Here is a 17,999-nt window from a genome sequence, read left to right as displayed (position 1 = left end):
TTGTGGTATATTCCCTCTATATTTATTATTCAAATAGTGCTAATATTATATTATTCCTAATCGTTGTTAGATTGCTATATGAGTTGATTGTGTGAAAATCACAAAAAATCATAATGTAATTTAGACAAGATGAACAATTAATATTGGGAGGATGTAGGGAATATTACACTCTCTACTATTTTATAATAACTTCCCATAAAGAAGAAGCAGTTAATCAATATTCTTTATTTTTAATATAGAGGGGAAATATACGATGAAAAACCAAACAGTTAGTTTACCTCCTAGACAAGGACTATATGACCCGCAATTCGAAAAAGATGCTTGCGGAATGGGCTTTGTTGCTAGTATTAAAGGCGTAAAGTCTCATGATGTCATAAGTAAAGCGCTACAATTGCTTGAAAACATGGAACATCGTGGTGGTCAAGGTAGTGAACCGAATACAGGAGATGGCGCAGGGATATTAATTCAAATCCCTCATACATTTTTCGCAAGTGAACTTAATAAGGAAGGTATTGTTCTACCTGAGCCGGAAAACTATGCAGTTGGTATGATGTTTATGCCTCAAGATGCAGAGCAACGTTCTGATATAGAGAACAAATTAGCTTCAATTATTGCTGAAGAAGGTCAACAATTGATCGGCTTCCGTGAAGTTCCAACAAACGATGAGAAGCTAGGAAAATCTGCATTGTCTGTAAAGCCATATGTGGCTCAAGTTTTTATTAGACGTAATGCAGCTCTTGTGGACACTCTATCATTTGAACGAAAATTGTACGTCATTCGTAAACGTGCTGAGCTTGCGATTCGTTACGGAGATCAAGCAGGTGGAGAAATGTTCTACTTCTCTAGTATGTCTTCCCGCAAAATAGTCTATAAAGGTATGCTTACAACGGAGCAAGTTGGCTCCTTCTATATCGAATTGAACAATGATGCAGTACAATCTGCAATGGCACTTGTTCACTCTCGCTTCAGTACCAATACATTCCCAAGCTGGGAAAGAGCACATCCATTCCACTATATGATTCATAATGGTGAAATTAATACACTAAGAGGTAATGTGAACTGGATGCATGCTCGTCAAACATTGTTCGCTAGCGAGTTGTTTGGTGATGATCTAGAAAAGATAAAACCAATTATTGCTCCAGATGGCTCTGATACTGCGATGTTTGATAATACATTTGAATTTTTATCTCTTGCAGGTCGTTCTCTTCCACATGTGGCTATGATGATGGTTCCAGAACCGTGGTCTAATCATGAAAGTATGGATAAAGATCGTAAAGCGTTCTACGAATATCATAGTTCATTGATGGAGCCTTGGGATGGGCCAGCAGCAATGGGCTTTACAGATGGCGTTCAGATCGGTGCAATGCTTGACCGTAATGGACTACGTCCAGCTCGTTACTATGTAACAAAAGATGATCATATCATTTTAGGATCTGAGGCAGGAGCAGTACCAGTTGCCCCAGAGGATATTGTATATAAAGACCGTTTGCGTCCAGGGCGTATGCTTCTCGTTGATACAGCGAAAGGTTGCATAGTACCGGATGAAGAGATTAAAGCGATGATTGCAGCTGAACAGCCTTATCAGCAGTGGCTTGATGAGCATCTTGTTGCTTTAACTGATTTGCCAGATGCACCAACGTTGCCAGAAGTTCGTAAAGAAAGCTTGCAACAACGTCAACAAGCTTTTGGCTATACTTACGAAGAAATTCGTAAAGTGATGGAGCCGATGGCACTTGGAGGTCAAGAACCTTTGAGCTCCATGGGTTATGATGCACCACTAGCAGTGTTGTCAGAGCGTCCACAGATGCTTTATAACTACTTCAAGCAATTGTTTGCACAAGTAACTAACCCGCCAATCGATGCGATTCGTGAGGAACTCGTTACTTCGACTATTACGACAATTGGACCAGAGCGTAATTTATTGAATCCAGAACCAGAAAGCTGCCGACATGTAAAGTTAGATACGCCATTCTTGTCTAATGAGCAATTTGCAAAGCTTCGTCATATTCGACGTGAAGGATTCAAAGCAATAACTATTCCGATGTTCTTCCCAGCTGGTAGCGGTGCTACTGGTATTGAGACCGCTTTGGATGAAATGTTCGCAGCGGCAGATCGTGTAATTGAGAAAGGTCATAACTTGATCATCCTTTCTGACCGTGGTGTCAACCAAGAAAATGCTGCAATTCCAGCATTACTTGCTGTTTCTTCTTTGCACCATCATCTTATTCGTACAGGTACTCGTACCAAAGTGTCGATCTTACTTGAATCAGGTGAACCAAGAGAAGTGCATCATTTTGCATTATTACTTGGATACGGTGTTAACGTCATTAACCCTTATCTTGTATATGAAACATTTGAAGATATGGTTGCCAATGGCACGATGCGCGGCGTAACTTATGATAAAGCAGTTAAGAACTACATTAAGGCAGCGACTAAAGGTGTAGTTAAAGTTTTATCCAAAATGGGTATCTCTACTATTCAGTCTTATCGTGGTGCACAAATTTTTGAAGCAGTTGGATTACAAGAAAGTTTGATCGAGAAATATTTCACCTGGACACCATCTAGAATTGGCGGTATTGATCTTGAGCAAATCGCTAAAGATGCGCAAAATTCACATGATCGTGGATTCGCAGCACAAGAAGGTGCTGAAAGTGAACTTGACTCTGGTGGTGAATATCAATGGAGACGTGATGGTGAAGATCATCTACTTACTCCACAAACGATTCATACACTGCAAACATCAGCTCGTAACAACGACTATAAATTATATAAAAAGTTCTCTACCCTAGTTCAAGGTGAGAACAAAAAACATCTAATGTTACGTTCTCTAATCGACTTCAAAACAGATGGCCAATCAATTCCAATTGAAGAAGTTGAATCTGTTGATTCTATCGTGAAACGTTTCAAAACAGGTGCAATGTCATACGGTTCTATTAGCCAAGAAGCTCATGAAAGCTTAGCAATTGCAATGAACCGTCTAGGTGGTAAATCTAATACTGGTGAAGGCGGAGAGCATCCATCACGTTTCGTTGCTGACGAAAACGGTGATCTACGTCGTAGTGCAATTAAACAAGTAGCATCTGGTCGATTCGGTGTAACGAGTCATTACCTCGTTAACGCAGATGAGATTCAAATTAAGATGGCACAAGGTGCTAAGCCAGGTGAAGGCGGTCAACTACCAGGTCAGAAAGTATATCCTTGGGTTGCAGAAGTTCGTGGTTCTACTCCAGGTGTTGGTCTAATCTCACCTCCACCACATCATGATATTTATTCGATTGAGGATTTGGCTGAATTAATTCATGACTTAAAAAATGCTAACCCTCGTGCTCGAATTAGTGTGAAGCTAGTATCTGGTGCAGGTGTTGGAACGATAGCAGCGGGTGTAGCAAAAGGTCGCGCTGATCTAATTATGATCAGTGGTTATGATGGTGGTACGGGTGCTTCACCTATCGGATCTATTCGTCATGCTGGTCTTCCATGGGAGCTCGGTCTTGCAGAAACACATCAAACGTTGATGCTGAATAATTTGCGTGATCGTATTGTACTTGAGTCCGATGGTAAAATGATGAATGGTCGTGATGTTGCTATTGCTGCATTACTTGGCGCAGAAGAATTTGGCTTTTCAACAGCACCACTAGTTGTTCTAGGTTGCGTTATGATGCGCGTATGTCAATTAGATACTTGTCCAGTTGGTGTAGCTACACAAAACCCTGAGCTTCGTAAAAAGTTCACGGGCGATCCATCTCATATCGTAAACTACCTGCGTTTTATTGCTGAGGAATTACGTGAAATTATGGCTGAGCTTGGTTTCCGTAACGTTCAAGATATGGTTGGTCGTGTAGACCGTCTTCAAACAAAAGTACTTGCTGATCATTTGAAAACTAAAGGTCTTGATCTATCTGCGATTCTACATGAGCAAGAGCCTGCTGAAGGTTCTACTCGTTACAATTCTAAGCAGCAAAATCATGGACTGGAGCTTTCACTTGATGCTAGAGAACTTATTCCCAATGCAACAGCGGCACTTGAGAATGGTGAACAAGTTCGTGGGACGTTCCCGATCTTGAACACTGACCGTGTTGTTGGAACAACGCTTGGTTATGAGGTTACAAGTCGCTATGGTGCAAAAGGACTTCCTGAAGATACAATCTGGTATCAATTTGTCGGTACAGCTGGCCAATCATTCGGTGCATTTGTTCCGAAAGGAATTACACTTTCCGTTGAGGGTGATACGAATGATTACTTCGGTAAAGGACTATCAGGTGGTAAAATTATCGTATCTCCATCAAAACGTTCTACATTTGTTGCTGAAGAAAATGTTATTACTGGTAATACTGTGTTATACGGTGCAACTGGTGGAGAAGCATATATTCGCGGTATAGCTGGCGAACGATTCGCAGTTAGAAACTCAGGCGCTAATGTTGTCGTTGAAGGCGTGGGTGACCATGGTTGTGAGTATATGACTGGTGGACGTGTAGTTGTTCTCGGTGAAACAGGACGTAACTTTGGTGCTGGTATGTCTGGTGGCGTAGCTTACGTATACGATCCAGACCGACTATTACTGGGTCGCAGCAATCTAGAAATGATTCTTCTTGAGCATATCGAAGAGCATGAAGATGTTGAAGAACTTCGTTCAATGTTACAGAAGCATGTCATCTACACGGAAAGTGAAGTAGCTTCTCGTATTCTAGGTGATCTTAATGCAGAGTTGAAAAACTTTGTTAAAGTCATTCCGAAAGATTACAAAAAAATGCTACAACATATTAAATCTGCACAGCAAGAGGGTCATGCTGGTGAGGATGCATTGCTAGTTGCTTTTGAATCAAGTAAAAAAGAATTACTACTAGCTGTGAAGTAAAATTGCTAACTGTGGAATTGCGATGCTTAAGGGATAAATCATCTCAGTAATATCGTGGTAATTTCGGAGCTGTAGCCAAACTAGTAAAATTAGTTTGACTACAGCTTATTTTTTTATAATTATAATGGGAATCCCTAAATCCTTACGCTTGCAGGATCATGTGTGTGGAATAAATCGATTAATAATATAATCGTACCAAATCAAAACAAGGTATTGGGAGCCAATCTAATAGCTCTCAATACCTTGTTTATTGTTGACGATGTATGTAGACATCATGGTGTCATTGATGGAATTAACCTGCTTGCTTCGCTTTACGATTTTCGGCTTTGTTGTCAAGATTTTTATTAATTGATTCCACATCTGCAGTACTAACTTTGTTTGTAGCGCCAATCATCTTACATTCTCCGTTAAAGTTAGCACCTTCTTGTACGATAATAGATTGCACGATCGCATTGCCGACTAGCTGGCCAGATGGTGTAATAATGAGTCTGCCAGTAACCGTTACATCTCCTTGTAATTGACCTGCAATCGTTAGATTCAAGCATTTAATTTCCGCCTTAGCTACTCCGTATTCTCCAATAATGATTTCACTTTGCGACGTAATATCCCCGTGAAATTCACCTTCAATCCGAAGATTAGCCTCTGTCTGAATACTTCCTTCAAAGATCGTTCCTTGCCCGATTAAAGTATCGGTTGCCGTTAGACGCTTAGTTTCTTTAAACATTGCTTTCCTCCTTAATATGCTTTTGATTGTTGAGAAAGGGTAGGGGTGAGACTGGTACATTCTTTTGAACAATTTGAAAGTGTAAATGCGTACCTGTACTTTTTCCTGTATTTCCCATTAAGCCAATTTTTTCACCCCTAACGACGGTATCACCTTCGCTTGCTATGATTGTTTCTAGATGCATATATATCGTTTGCAGATCATGTAAGTGTGAAATGATAATATAGCGGCCATATTGATTGTCGTATCCCGTCTCAATGACCTCACCATCTGCAGCGCTAAAAATGGTATCGCCTTTCTTACCTGCAATATCAATACCTGCATGAAAACGTGATTGACCTGAAAATGGGTCACTTCGATAACCAAAACCTGAAGTGATTTGCGTAGCTGAAGTTGGCCAAAGATTAGGATATGCATCAACCTCTTCGCGAACCTTGCTCGCTTGACGTAGTGTTTGTTGCATAGAGATACCCATCGCCTCGATATAGTCACTCATTTCTTGTAGTGGAGCATTGGCTTGATATGCCATCGTAGCTATCTGATAGGAAGATTGCTGTTGCCCTTGTAAGTTATCTTCGTCTTCGGTAATACTTCTATCTAAACTTATAGGAACTTCTTCCCCATAGGTTTGGATAAATTGTTGGAGCTGATCTTCAAGCTCTTGCAATTCAATAAGTTTTGCATCAATTTTTGCTTGATTCTGTTGAAGGCTAACAAGTTCGGTTTGCAATGTGTTGATATAGCTGTCCTTATTATTTATATCCGAGCTATGCTCGGAAAGCATAGTATCGTATCGCTGCTGCAGTAAAGATTGCTGTTGCTCGATCCTTTTTAGTTCGGAAGCGGCTTGCAGTTGTAGACCGACTACACAACTGGTCACTACAGCTATGAGAGCGACTGGTGTAGCAATAAGAGATCGCTTTGTCACGTTAAATTGTTTCACAGACTGATCAGGTCCGCGCATCAATAGAAACGACCAATTTGAGTTCTGCTTATGCCTCACACAAATACTCCTTCCGTCTTCAAACTTACTTAAAAATTAGAACGTTCTATCACTATTTATTCTGAGAAACTATAAAACATGCCATTAAGCTACAAAGTTGTTTGAAAGATTCTATTTATCAGCTGCATGAAGTAGCTAGAATTTGGAGAAATTAGCGATAGAAATTCACTTTGATTTCAAATTAAATTGGAAGAATTTAGAGGAGGATGTATGCATGAATGACAACTATTCAAACGATGGAGAACGTAGGAAACAAGAAGTGGATCTAATTACAGGTGAGCACGAAGGACGAGAAAGTTATGATATGGATGTTGACAGGATGGTCAACGAAGGACTTGGTGGAGGGTATGTTACCGAGCATAATGGTCTAGTGGATGAGACGACTACCGATTCGATGGGGATTATTGTGGAGCAGGATCTGGAGTGAAGCACTTATTGTCCGCTCCAAGAACCAATCTCTGTACCAATCAGAGACCGCTCCAAGAACCAATCTCTGTTCCAATCGGAGTCCGCTTCAAGAACCAATCTCTGTTCCAATCGCCGTTGGCCTCGGATTTATTGTAATTGTTTAGCGGTATAAATCCGAGGACAAAAACGACCGCTATCGCTTTTCCACTAGAGATTATTTCTTTCCGCTTTGATAAGTGGGGAGGGTGGGAAAAGAAAATCATTATCTTTAATCGGGGAATTTCTAGCGTAGCATATAGCAATGAAACAGAGATAAGACTTACTTAATTTCAGCGATGCAGGTAATAAAAAATGAGCCCAGTACCTTATGGTTGCTGCGCTCATTTTTATTTCTAACAAATTACCTAGAGATATACAGTGATTTGACTAGTCATACAGAATGAAATATTACTTACTCATTTTAAGTAAGAAGTGTTCACAGACAAATATTTCTTTGGATTAGCTACCATAAGCTTCACGAAATGCATTTGCGAACGCTGTACGATCTACTTCTAATACTGCAACTAGTTCGTCACATACGTTCTCTTCCCACCACTCCATTTGTTTCTTTCGATTGCTACGATGTTCATGAAGCCAAACCGCATTGCTTGCAACTTTTTTGAAATAGATTGTTTCTGCTTGCTCCACTTTTTCTGGAGAAATGTATACTTTAAGTCGTTTAATCGCTCGATATAACTCTGCTTGGCATGATCTACGTATTTTCCTAGCAGTAGGTAATTGAGGGCTGTGATTAGTAACTTGGTGTTTCATTATGAGTTCAGCTCCTTCTATAATACATAACTCATAATATGCAAATGTATTTAGGCTGGTCACACAATGAAATTGGATGCATGTCCGCAATTGTGTTAGAATATCGTTTAGTAATAAAACTGATGGGGGATGAAAATGGAACATTGGATAACGGAGTTTATGGAGCAATTTGGTTACTTAGGTATTTTGTTTTTGATCGCACTTGAAAATATTTTTCCACCGATACCTTCTGAATTAATATTGACTTTTGGTGGATTTATGACAACGAAAACAGAGATGACGCCAGTTGGTGTAATCGTGATCGCAACACTTGGTTCACTTATTGGTGCAATTATTTTATATTATATCGGTCGAATACTTGATGTTGAGAGATTAGAAAAAATAATTGATCGATGGGGAAAATATTTACGAGTAAAGAAGGAAGATATCAGGCGTGCAGATGCGTGGTTTGATAAACATGGTAATTGGGCTGTATTCTTATGCCGTATGGTTCCACTAATTCGCAGCTTGATTTCTATTCCCGCTGGTATGTCGGGTATGAAGCTGGTACCGTTTCTACTATTTACGACACTAGGGACATTAATATGGAATACAATTCTAGTCACACTTGGAGCGATGCTTGGTGATCGTTGGGAAGATATCGTTGCATTTATGGATGTGTACTCCAACATTGCTTACGGATTAATTGCATTATGTGGTATTGCATTTATTATTTTCTACATTCGCAGATTCCGCAAAAATTAGCTATAATTAAGTGGAATGATTTTCATAAATGATACATACGGAAAGAGGTATATATAATGAGCAAAAATGTAGCTAGTAAGATTGGCAATGGTATTAGCCCAGAACAATTTATTGCAGGGATGACGAAAAATAAAGAGCAATTTATTTCATGGAAAGAACAATTCCAATGGCCTTCTGAGGACGATAAAGCATTTTATGAATCCTTGAATAACAGAGACGATCTTCGTTGCTTAATCGTAATGGCAGATTGGTGTGGCGATGCTGTTCGCAATATTCCAGTTGTGTTCAATGTACTTGAAAATAGTGGGATTCCAATTGATGTCCTAATTATGGAAGACCATCTTGATACGATTGATCAATTTCTAACATACGGTGGTCGCTCTATTCCGATCGTTATTATTGCTGATACTGGTGGAGCTGTGCTAGGACAATGGGGTCCACGTCCGAAACATGTGCAAGAAGTTATGGCACAATTCAAAGCGACTAATCCTGACCGTGAAGCTGCTGATTATGCAGATCGTATGGCAGTAGTGCGCGCAGATATTATGGCACAATATGGCGAAGGTACTGGTTACCAAGCTCATATCGTTACTGAATTACGTGAAGTATTGGAGAGCGTCTAATATGACTACACCAACATTTCAAATTAAAAGCTTTTCATTAGGTCCACTTCAAACGAATTGCTATTTACTAACGGTGCAAGATGAAGCTACTGGAGAAAAGAGCGGAATTATTATTGATCCTGGTATGAATCCGAAGCGATTAATCGAGAATATTCAAGGTGTTCATATCGAAGCTATCTTGTTAACTCATGCTCATTTTGATCATATGGGCGGTGTTGATGAAGTTCGTAAGCTTGCTAACTGTCCAGTATACATTCATGATCTTGAAGCTGACTGGTTAACTGATCCTCGTAAAAATGGTTCGATGCGTTGGCAAGACGTAACAGAGCCGCTATCGACTGATCCAGCAGAATTTGCACTAGACGAAGGTCAAGTATTGGAATTAATCGGGCATTCATTCAAAGTACTTCATACACCAGGTCATTCACCGGGTAGTGTTAGCTTCTTATGTGGCGAACATATTTTCTCAGGAGATGTTTTGTTCCGCTCATCTGTTGGTCGTACTGATCTTCCAGGTGGTAAAGAAGTTGATCTATATAACTCAATTCAAAATAAATTGTACAAGCTTGACGATGCAACGATCGTTTATTCAGGACATGGTCCCAAAACTACGATCGGTTACGAGAAAGCTAACAATCCATACGTAAAATAACAAACATGAGAAGCATTCCTAACAGTAACATAGGGATGCTTCTGTTCGCATAAAGAGAACGATGAACAACAATTTCAATATAAGTTCAAATTATTGGATTATCAGTGTCAAGAAGATGACATGAAGCTAGAGAAGCGAAGCGCGGAATGTACGTCGTCATTGGTACATGAGCACTGGAGTAAGCGATGAATGACAAATTCGCCGCCGAGTAATCTACTTCGAGATACATCACAATCACAATCCAATAGTTTGAAGAACATCTACAATGAGAAAAAGGAAGAGGTACATACATGGAGACCAATACCCACCAAATGATCAGCGAGATTGCTAAACAATTAAATATCCCGCAAAGTAAAGTGAAGTCAGCTGTAAGTTTGCTTGACGAAGGAAATACGATTCCATTTATCGCGCGTTATCGTAAAGAGATGACAGGTGAGCTGGATGAGAATCAACTGCGTGATATTGAAGAGAAATTGCAATATATGCGTAATCTTGAGTCTCGTAAACTAGAAGTTCTTAGACTGATTGAAGAACAAGGGAAACTGACTGAAGAACTTGCAGTTGCAATTAATAAGAGTGTGAAATTGCAAGAAGTTGAAGACTTATATCGTCCTTACCGCCAGAAACGTAAGACGAGAGCAAGTGTGGCCAAAGAGAAAGGGCTTGAACCGCTCGCTGAGTGGTTGTTAGCTCAGAATAGCCATACAGCGCCTTTAGTTGAAGCGGCTCGTTATATCGACGCTGAGAAGGGCGTGGAGAGCGCAGATGATGCATTGGCAGGTGCCAAAGACATTATAGCTGAACAATTAGCAGATGATGCAAAGATTCGTACATGGGTGCGTACGTTCACATTTAGCAATGGTATATTGAAAACGATAGCGAAAGACGCAGAGGCGGAATCCGTATACGAGATGTATTACAACTATCAAGAACCTATTAGTAAGCTACCTTCACATCGTATTTTGGCGATTAATCGTGGGGAACGGGAAGAGATCTTGAAAGTTAGTTTTGAATTAGATAACGAGAAAATTGAACAATATATGCATAGACAGACTGTGAAGCGGGATGCTCCTTCAAGTTCAGGAATTATTCAAGTGCTTCAAGAGGTAATTGTAGATGCGTACAAGCGACTATTAGCTCCATCTATTGAACGAGAAGTAAGAACGGAGCTGACTGAAAAAGCAGAGGTTCATGCGATCGATATATTCTCGGAAAATCTTCGTAATCTGTTATTACAACCTCCTGTTCGTGGCAAACGAGTACTAGGGGTCGATCCTGCCTTCCGTACAGGCTGTAAGCTTGCTGTTATTGATGATATTGGGAAAATGTTAGAGGTTGGCGTGTGCTACCCTACAGCACCGCATCATAAAACGGCTGAAGCTGAAAAGCAAATAAGCAAATTAATTGATACGTACGATATTGAACTGATTGTCATTGGTAATGGTACAGCTTCACGTGAGACGGAGCAATTTATCGCAACATTGATTAAAAATCATTCAAAAGCAGCACAACTCAAATATATTATCGTGAATGAAGCGGGAGCAAGTGTGTACTCAGCTTCCAAATTAGCAGCTGAAGAGTTCCCAGAACTTGATGTTGCGGAACGCAGTGCAGTGTCAATTGCTAGACGTCTCCAAGATCCATTAGCTGAGTTAGTAAAGATAGAGCCGAAAGCTATTGGTGTTGGACAGTATCAACATGATGTTAGTCAGAAAAAGTTGGATGAAACGCTAACTGGCGTTGTAGAATCAGCAGTTAACCATGTTGGTGTAGATGTTAATACTGCATCTGCTTCACTTCTTTCCTATGTTGCAGGTATTAATGGCACTATTGCTAAAAATATTGTGAAGTATCGTGATGAAAATGGACGCTTTGTTAAGCGTGCTCAATTGCAAAAAGTTCCACGCTTGGGTGCAAAATCATTCGAGCAATGTGTCGGTTTCTTACGCATAGCTGAAGGTGAGCAACTGCTAGATAATACTCCGATTCACCCAGAATCTTATCATGTAGTGAAGGCACTATTGAAAGAACTGGGAATGAAGGAGCGAGATGTAGGTAGTGAACAATTGGTATCTGAACTTAAAGCGCTGAATGTAGAAGAGACAGCTGCTAAGTTAGAAGTTGGTGTTCCGACTTTGAACGATATAGTTGATAGTTTATTGCGACCAGGTCGTGATCCGCGTGAGGAATTGCCAGCTCCAATCTTCCATACAGATGTGTTGAACATTGAAGATTTGACGAAAGATATGGAATTACATGGTACTGTACGTAACGTTATAGACTTTGGAGCATTTGTCGATATTGGCTTGAAAAATGATGGGCTTGTCCATATCTCTCAACTTAGTGATCGCTTTGTAAAACATCCGATGGATGTGGTTTCAGTAGGAGATACCGTTACGGTATGGGTGCTGGAAGTAGATATGAAGAGGAATCGTGTAGGATTAACAATGAAAAAACCTCGCTAAAAAAGGTAGTTCAAATTGATCGCTTGTGATCATGAAGTAAGCCCAAAGCTTTTACAGCTTTGGGCTTTAATTTTGTTTGTTTTTAAAATTAGTGATCTAGTTAGAATCAACTTCCGAGTTTACATGAAAGTTATGGGTGCGATAGAAATACCAACAATCATTAAGTAGACGAATTTGCCGACTATCACGAGTCAAGAAGGCTTTCATCAATTGATTACGAAGCCAATGAGGCATGATCAGTTCCTCCCTCCAGCCTAGGCGATGATGATTCATTACCATATGGCTTTTGGAGATTATAGGTGTCTGTCTGCCTAACAAATTTGACTTGTAATAGTTGATGCTATTCCTGTTCTTCTAACTCTTCATACCATTGTTCAAGTTGAGCCTGAAGTGCACGAATCTCAGTTAGTAAAGAAATTAGTGGGTAAGATTTTTCTTTGACACCTGCAAAATCTGCTTCTAGATCATTAATATAATCAAGACCTGATTGAATATGAACGATATCAGTATGTAATTCTACTGCATCACATTCAGCCACTGCATATGGTAAGTTTGGAACTTCTTCTGCAGTTAACTTGTCGATTTCTTTACGAAGGCGCAAATTCAATGCGCTTAACTGATAAGCGTGAGTTGCGGGCATTTCTATGAATGTTAGCTTAGATTCTTGTTGCATTAATACGTAGCGCATAGTAGCCATAATAAATTGGAACTCTCCCCTCAAATAAAAGCATGTCCTACTTGACAGTGTAGCCTATTGTTAGCTTACAATTCAAGTAGTTATAAGATGCTTTTGAAGTGAATTTTTGTTTGCAAAGCGGTGCATCAAGAAGTGAACAAAAAGTATTAATTATGCTTTCGAAGCTACTTTTTGTTTGCAAAGTAGTGCATCAAGAAGTGAACAAAAAGTATTAAGAGGTGAAAAATAATGGATGATAAGCAATTGCAACAATGGGTGGAGCAAGTGTCGCTACAATATTTTGGAAGACCTTTCCTGCATGTTGCCTCGTTCAATGGTCGCTTGAAGGCGACAGGAGGACGCTACTTCACGAATAGTCATCATATAGAGATTAGTCCTCATCAATTAGAGGCATTTGGGCAAGAAGAAACTGAGAAGATAATTAAGCATGAACTATGTCACTATCATCTTCATATTTTGAAGCGGGGATATAAACATCGTGATGCGGACTTCAAGCAACTGCTTGCACAAGTTGGGGGATCACGATTTTGTAATACATTGCCTGAACGGAGTGTGCGAACGGGAGCAGCTTATAAATATATGTTACTATGCACAGAGTGTGAGCAGAAATATTATCGTAAAAGACGGATGGATGTGAACAAATATCGTTGTGGAAAATGCGGTGGAAAATTATTAATAAAGGTGCTTGACAAGATATAACCTACATGGTAAATTATTAATTGTTCGCTTTAACTATTGTTGTTCCCTGATAGCTCAGTTGGTAGAGCACTCGACTGTTAATCGAGTTGTCACAGGTTCGAGTCCTGTTCGGGGAGCCATTTATGGAGAAGTACCCAAGTGGCTCAAGGGGACCCTCTGCTAAGGGGTTAGACTGCGTAAGTGGTGCGTGGGTTCGAATCCCACCTTCTCCGCCATATTTTTTCTTGTAGGCTTTCTTTTAGAGGACCGTCAAGCGGTCTTTTTTAATGAAAAAATACTCGGAAAAATCGCGAAAAAAAGTGTTGCATTGTGAAATGAAACGTGATAAGATACATCTTGTCGCTTTTCAAGACAGTATAAGATGGCCCGTTGGTCAAGTGGTTAAGACACCTCCCTTTCACGGAGGTAACAGGGGTTCGAGTCCCCTACGGGTCACCACAACCATTCTTATGAGAGCAACTCACATGAGTAATGATTATCATGCGAGCCATTAGCTCAGTTGGTAGAGCACCTGACTTTTAATCAGGGTGTCGAAGGTTCGAGTCCTTCATGGCTCACCAGTTTTCTTCTTATGTCAAGTCAGCTGGATGAATGGAGTTATGTTGTACATAATGGCGAAAGCCATCACATAGTAAATCCAAGTATACTCGTATACTTGGATTTTTTGTTGTATGGGGCCATGTCTATTGGGATGAAAGTAACACCATCATTTGTGATTAGAGTCAAGTTAATACTGTAACCGATCTTTTTGATTTATTTATCAAATCCCTTTACAACTTATCAAATATCCTGTATTATATTTTAGTACGAAAGCTTTCTTCAATGTGCGGTAGTGGCGGAACGGCAGACGCGCTATCTTGAGGGGGTAGTGGGTGTATACCCGTGGAGGTTCGAGTCCTCTTTACCGCACCATACAATTTCATAAGTAAAGTTCAATCCTATCAACGTGTTGATGGGATTTTTTGATGTTTATAGAGATTTGACATTTCATTGAGCTATAATACGAGCGGAAATGATAGTTTTAGATACACCACGGAGAACCGTATCACCAATAGTGGTAAAGCGAAGAGCGGAGGTTTCGGTTAGTCTTCAAGAGTGCAATATTATTTTTTTAAAGTGTAGTAACAGAAAAGGAGCCATTATTCGAGTCATTCGAGAAAGCTCATTTTCTTTCTATCTTCCCAGCTACTGTTCGTAATCATTTATCACTTTAATCATCAATTGAAATACCTGCGGCTTTTAAGTGTCCATGAGTTAGAATTTTTCCGAATTGAGAAGCGAGTTCCTTGGGAGTATAAGAAAAATCATTTTTAACCCACCATATTACAATACCCATAAAAGTAGATGCGATATATTGGAGTAATAATTCCTTTGAAATCTTCAGGGGAGCATTATCCAAGCCATCTTCCACTGTATTTTTTATTATTTCCTCCATTTTTGATTGAAAACCATAAATTCTATTCTCATCAAGTAACAATGCTTTGTAAAAGGGAATATTGTCCTGAATTTTTTCCAGTATGGTTTGCATTAATTGCTCAAGCTTAGAGCCACTAACTGGAGATTTACTGCTCGAACAAAGATTGAGTGTACTATTTAGTTCTTCTAATAATTCATCCATAGACGCATTTAACAAATCGGGCTTGTTCTGATAATGAAGGTAAAATGTATTCCGGTTAATCATCGCCTTATCGGCAATATCTTGGATCGTAATCCCTTCGTATCCCTTTTCAGTAAGAAGCTCTATAAACGCTTTTTTTATCGAATGTTTGGAGCGAATGATACGCAAATCGGTTTTTTTCTTCATTATGACTCATTCCCTTAATTTTTTTTGTTAGATATACGACATTTGAGCTGAAACTGCATTTTATCTCTCAAAATCAGAAATATTAAATATTGAATGCTGACCTTTTATTAATCATAATAAACACAAGATAAATATACAACACATTGATCATTATTTATCTTATTGATAATTAACTGTAACTAAAGGAGAGATTTTAAATGAAAACTATAGCGATCGTTGGAGCAGGAGAAGGATTAGGAATGTCCATTGCAAAGAAATTCGGACAAAATGGCTTTCGCGTAGCTCTTATTGCCCGAAATGAAGAAAAGCTGAACCAGCTGGTTAGTGGATTAGAACAATTGGGAATCGAAGCTGCTTCATTTCAAGCAGACATATTAAATAAAGAACAAATTGAGATGGCATTTACCGCTATTAAAGAGAAATACGGATTTATTGATGTTCTTGAATACAGTCCAACGCCGAGCATCAATACAGTAGCACCAGCATTAGATGTAACCGAAGAAAATGCCTTATACCAATTTCAATTCAATGTTTTAGGTGCTCTATCGAGTGTCGGGCAAGTGCTGCCGGAAATGTTGGATAAGCAAAGCGGTGCCCTGTTATTTACAACTGGAGGTGCATCAGTCCACCCAGTTCCAAGGATGGGTAATGTCGGAATTGCAATTTCAGGACTTCGTAATTATATCTTTAATTTGAACAGCGAATTAGCGGATAAAGGGATTTATGCAGGTCATCTATCGATTGGAATTTGGATGCAACCTAATTCAGGAGTTCAGGATAAAATCGCTGATATTTGGTACGACATGTATTCCAAGAGAGATCGCGTTGAAGAGTTTATAACAGAAGACAAAATATAATTAATCGAGGTAAAAATGTGAATATCACTATTTTTGGTGCAAGTGGTGCAATTGGACAACTTGTAACACAATTAGCTTTAGAAAACGGAGATTTCGTAACGGCATATATTAGAAACCCAAAAAAATATAGCCTCAAACATCCCAATTTGACCCTTGTACAAGGGGAACTTTCAAATACTTCAACCATCGAGAGGGCAGTCGCTGAAGCGGATGTCGTAATCAGCACACTGGGACCAGCATCTGACATGTCACGAAAGCTTAAAGGCACGCCGATTGCCGATGGACACGAACTGATTGTTAGAGCGATGAGAAAGCTTGACAAAAAGAGGTTAATTACACTTGCGACGCCAGCGTTGCAATCGGATGACGATAAGAAAAACATTTCAACGATACTTCCAGGTATATTAGCCAAAGTGTTCCTTCCAAACGGTCATGCAGAAATGAAGAAAATGGAAGGAATTATTAAACAATCGAACCTTGATTGGACAGTCGTTCGAATTATTAACCCAAATGTTAAACACAAAGGGCAATCTTATGACTATTCATTCGGAGATAAATCGGCTAAATTATCTGTTTCTAGAGAAAATGTTGCTAAATTCATGTACTCTGCCGCTCGTGACAACCAATTGATTTTAAAAATGCCTATTATTTACAACGAATAAGCTCACTTCCCAGGTTTTTTACAATTTTTAGTGAAGGAGTATGCAGAATGAAAATCGAGATATGGTCGGATTATGTTTGTCCATTTTGTTATATTGGTAAACGACGTTTAGAGTCTGCACTGGAGCAATTCGCTCATCACAATGAAGTGGTTATTGAATATAAAAGCTTTGAACTTAATCCGCAAGAATCATTCTACTCAGGTAAAAATATGCATCAATTGCTCTCTGAGAAACATGGTATGAGTATCGAGCAAGCGAAAAAGGCACATGCTAAACTTGAACAACAAGCGGCATTGATTGGTCTCGTGTATAATATCGACCAGGTGAAGCCCACCAATACGTTTGATGCTCATCGTTTAACCCAATATGCCAAATCTGTTGGTAAAGATAAGGAATTAGCAGAGAAGCTGTTCTATTCTTATTACACGGACGCCAAGCTAATTAGCGATCATGATACATTAGCAGATATTGCAGAATCAGTTGGAATGAATAGGGACGAGTCAATGGCAGTTCTCCATGATTCATCCAAATATGCTAACGAAGTGCGTTCAGATGAAGCCACAGCAAAGCGATTAGGGATAACGGGAGCACCTTTCTTTGTCATTGATAGAAAATTCGCGATATCCGGGGCACAACCAACAGAGGTATTTATAAATGCTCTTAACCAAGCATCTCAATAAGTAAAGCCAATAAGTATTTGTAAGAAAGAGATATTATGAAAGCATTGTCGAGAACAATTACAAAGTATTTTAGAACAGCGTATAGACAGGCAGACCGTGAACAGTCAGGCAGTTCAAGCGAAATAGGCAGAAGAATAAAACGCCCAAAATCCTTAGTGGACTTTGGGCGTTTTATTCTTTTCGTCATAACTCAACGAAAGCAAGCTCCAAATTATCAAATGGAGACGGATAACTTTCCCTTAATCGTCATTGCTTTTCTCGCTTGGTCTTTTAGCTGTTCTTTCATTTCTTTCATCGTATCCACATTGCAGAAGTG

16 protein-coding genes and 5 tRNA genes are annotated in these 17,999 nt (G+C 39.5%); 15 read left to right on the top strand and 6 right to left on the bottom strand.

Annotation, left to right across the window (positions count from 1 at the left end; translation table 11 throughout):
- Window positions 1-253 precede the first annotated feature (253 nt).
- The gene (gene gltB, locus NAG76_01035) at window positions 254-4,855 is read left to right on the top strand and encodes a glutamate synthase large subunit (GenBank protein URN94873.1); all 4,602 of its coding nucleotides are present in this window, start codon (window positions 254-256) and stop codon (window positions 4,853-4,855) included.
- A 292-nt stretch (window positions 4,856-5,147) separates the two neighbouring features.
- On the opposite strand, the gene NAG76_01030 is transcribed toward gltB, so the two are convergent.
- Together NAG76_01030 and NAG76_01025 are read right to left on the bottom strand one after the other, a co-directional pair.
- A complete protein-coding gene (locus NAG76_01030; protein URN94872.1) occupies window positions 5,148-5,579 on the bottom strand; it encodes a polymer-forming cytoskeletal protein in 432 nt (143 codons plus the stop codon).
- A complete protein-coding gene (locus tag NAG76_01025; protein ID URN94871.1) occupies window positions 5,572-6,582 on the bottom strand; it encodes a peptidoglycan DD-metalloendopeptidase family protein in 1,011 nt (336 codons plus the stop codon). Before NAG76_01025 ends, NAG76_01030 begins: the two co-directional genes overlap by 8 nt.
- 214 nt (window positions 6,583-6,796) lie before the next feature.
- On the opposite strand from NAG76_01025, the gene NAG76_01020 reads away from it, so the two are divergent.
- Window positions 6,797-7,009 (top strand): hypothetical protein, encoded by a 213-nt coding sequence (locus NAG76_01020; protein URN94870.1) that lies wholly within the window; start codon window positions 6,797-6,799, stop codon window positions 7,007-7,009.
- Between the two features lie 479 nt (window positions 7,010-7,488).
- On the opposite strand, the gene NAG76_01015 is transcribed toward NAG76_01020, so the two are convergent.
- Complete coding sequence (locus NAG76_01015; GenBank protein URN94869.1) at window positions 7,489-7,800, bottom strand: dehydrogenase; 312 nt, start codon at window positions 7,798-7,800, stop codon at window positions 7,489-7,491.
- Window positions 7,801-7,935: 135 nt separating this feature from the next.
- On the opposite strand from NAG76_01015, the gene NAG76_01010 reads away from it, so the two are divergent.
- The 4 genes from NAG76_01010 (at window position 7,936) to NAG76_00995 (ending at window position 12,284) form a co-directional block, all read left to right on the top strand.
- Window positions 7,936-8,544 carry a DedA family protein gene (locus NAG76_01010; GenBank protein URN94868.1) on the top strand — a complete coding sequence of 203 codons (609 nt, stop codon included), beginning with the start codon at window positions 7,936-7,938 and terminating at the stop codon, window positions 8,542-8,544.
- A gap of 56 nt (window positions 8,545-8,600) precedes the next feature.
- On the top strand, window positions 8,601-9,167 hold the full coding sequence (locus NAG76_01005) for a thioredoxin family protein (protein URN94867.1): 567 nt from the start codon (window positions 8,601-8,603) through the stop codon (window positions 9,165-9,167).
- A gap of 1 nt (window position 9,168) precedes the next feature.
- Window positions 9,169-9,819: an MBL fold metallo-hydrolase gene (locus tag NAG76_01000; GenBank protein ID URN94866.1), complete on the top strand. Its 651-nt coding sequence runs from the start codon at window positions 9,169-9,171 to the stop codon at window positions 9,817-9,819.
- Window positions 9,820-10,109: 290 nt separating this feature from the next.
- The gene (locus tag NAG76_00995; GenBank protein ID URN94865.1) at window positions 10,110-12,284 is read left to right on the top strand and encodes an RNA-binding transcriptional accessory protein; all 2,175 of its coding nucleotides are present in this window, start codon (window positions 10,110-10,112) and stop codon (window positions 12,282-12,284) included.
- A gap of 96 nt (window positions 12,285-12,380) precedes the next feature.
- Here NAG76_00995 and cmpA read toward each other — a convergent pair whose 3' ends face one another.
- Together cmpA and NAG76_00985 are read right to left on the bottom strand one after the other, a co-directional pair.
- Window positions 12,381-12,518, bottom strand: a complete 138-nt coding sequence (gene cmpA, locus NAG76_00990) for a cortex morphogenetic protein CmpA (GenBank protein ID URN94864.1) — start codon at window positions 12,516-12,518, stop codon at window positions 12,381-12,383.
- 106 nt (window positions 12,519-12,624) lie between these two features.
- Window positions 12,625-12,981, bottom strand: coding sequence for a hydrolase/acyltransferase (locus tag NAG76_00985; protein ID URN94863.1), 357 nt, complete (start codon window positions 12,979-12,981; stop codon window positions 12,625-12,627).
- A gap of 228 nt (window positions 12,982-13,209) precedes the next feature.
- Between NAG76_00985 and NAG76_00980 the strand changes: the two genes are divergently transcribed.
- The 6 genes from NAG76_00980 to NAG76_00955 all read left to right on the top strand — a co-directional run bounded on the left by NAG76_00980 (window position 13,210) and on the right by NAG76_00955 (window position 14,592).
- Window positions 13,210-13,680: a SprT family protein gene (locus NAG76_00980; GenBank protein ID URN94862.1), complete on the top strand. Its 471-nt coding sequence runs from the start codon at window positions 13,210-13,212 to the stop codon at window positions 13,678-13,680.
- Between the two features lie 43 nt (window positions 13,681-13,723).
- Window positions 13,724-13,799: transfer RNA gene (locus tag NAG76_00975), tRNA-Asn, on the top strand.
- A 5-nt stretch (window positions 13,800-13,804) separates the two neighbouring features.
- A tRNA-Ser gene (locus tag NAG76_00970) sits at window positions 13,805-13,895 on the top strand.
- Window positions 13,896-14,043: 148 nt separating this feature from the next.
- A tRNA-Glu gene (locus NAG76_00965) sits at window positions 14,044-14,118 on the top strand.
- Between the two features lie 46 nt (window positions 14,119-14,164).
- A tRNA-Lys gene (locus NAG76_00960) sits at window positions 14,165-14,240 on the top strand.
- A gap of 266 nt (window positions 14,241-14,506) precedes the next feature.
- A tRNA-Leu gene (locus tag NAG76_00955) sits at window positions 14,507-14,592 on the top strand.
- Window positions 14,593-14,890: 298 nt separating this feature from the next.
- Here NAG76_00955 and NAG76_00950 read toward each other — a convergent pair.
- Window positions 14,891-15,484 carry a TetR/AcrR family transcriptional regulator gene (locus NAG76_00950; GenBank protein ID URN94861.1) on the bottom strand — a complete coding sequence of 198 codons (594 nt, stop codon included), beginning with the start codon at window positions 15,482-15,484 and terminating at the stop codon, window positions 14,891-14,893.
- A gap of 197 nt (window positions 15,485-15,681) precedes the next feature.
- Between NAG76_00950 and NAG76_00945 the strand changes: the two genes are divergently transcribed.
- Genes NAG76_00945 through NAG76_00935 form a run of 3 tightly spaced genes read left to right on the top strand, consistent with a single transcriptional unit; the run spans window position 15,682 to window position 17,683 of the window.
- Complete coding sequence (locus tag NAG76_00945; protein ID URN94860.1) at window positions 15,682-16,341, top strand: SDR family oxidoreductase; 660 nt, start codon at window positions 15,682-15,684, stop codon at window positions 16,339-16,341.
- 17 nt (window positions 16,342-16,358) lie between these two features.
- Window positions 16,359-17,003 (top strand): NAD(P)H-binding protein, encoded by a 645-nt coding sequence (locus tag NAG76_00940; protein ID URN94859.1) that lies wholly within the window; start codon window positions 16,359-16,361, stop codon window positions 17,001-17,003.
- 47 nt (window positions 17,004-17,050) lie between these two features.
- Window positions 17,051-17,683 (top strand): DsbA family oxidoreductase, encoded by a 633-nt coding sequence (locus NAG76_00935; GenBank protein ID URN94858.1) that lies wholly within the window; start codon window positions 17,051-17,053, stop codon window positions 17,681-17,683.
- Window positions 17,684-17,999: the final 316 nt, after the last annotated feature.

Origin of the sequence: Candidatus Pristimantibacillus lignocellulolyticus (assembly GCA_023639215.1) — a bacterium.
GTDB lineage: Bacteria > Bacillota > Bacilli > Paenibacillales > Paenibacillaceae > Pristimantibacillus > Pristimantibacillus lignocellulolyticus.
Note: the sequence above shows the minus strand (reverse complement) of the source record. Positions and strands in the feature narration are given on the sequence as shown.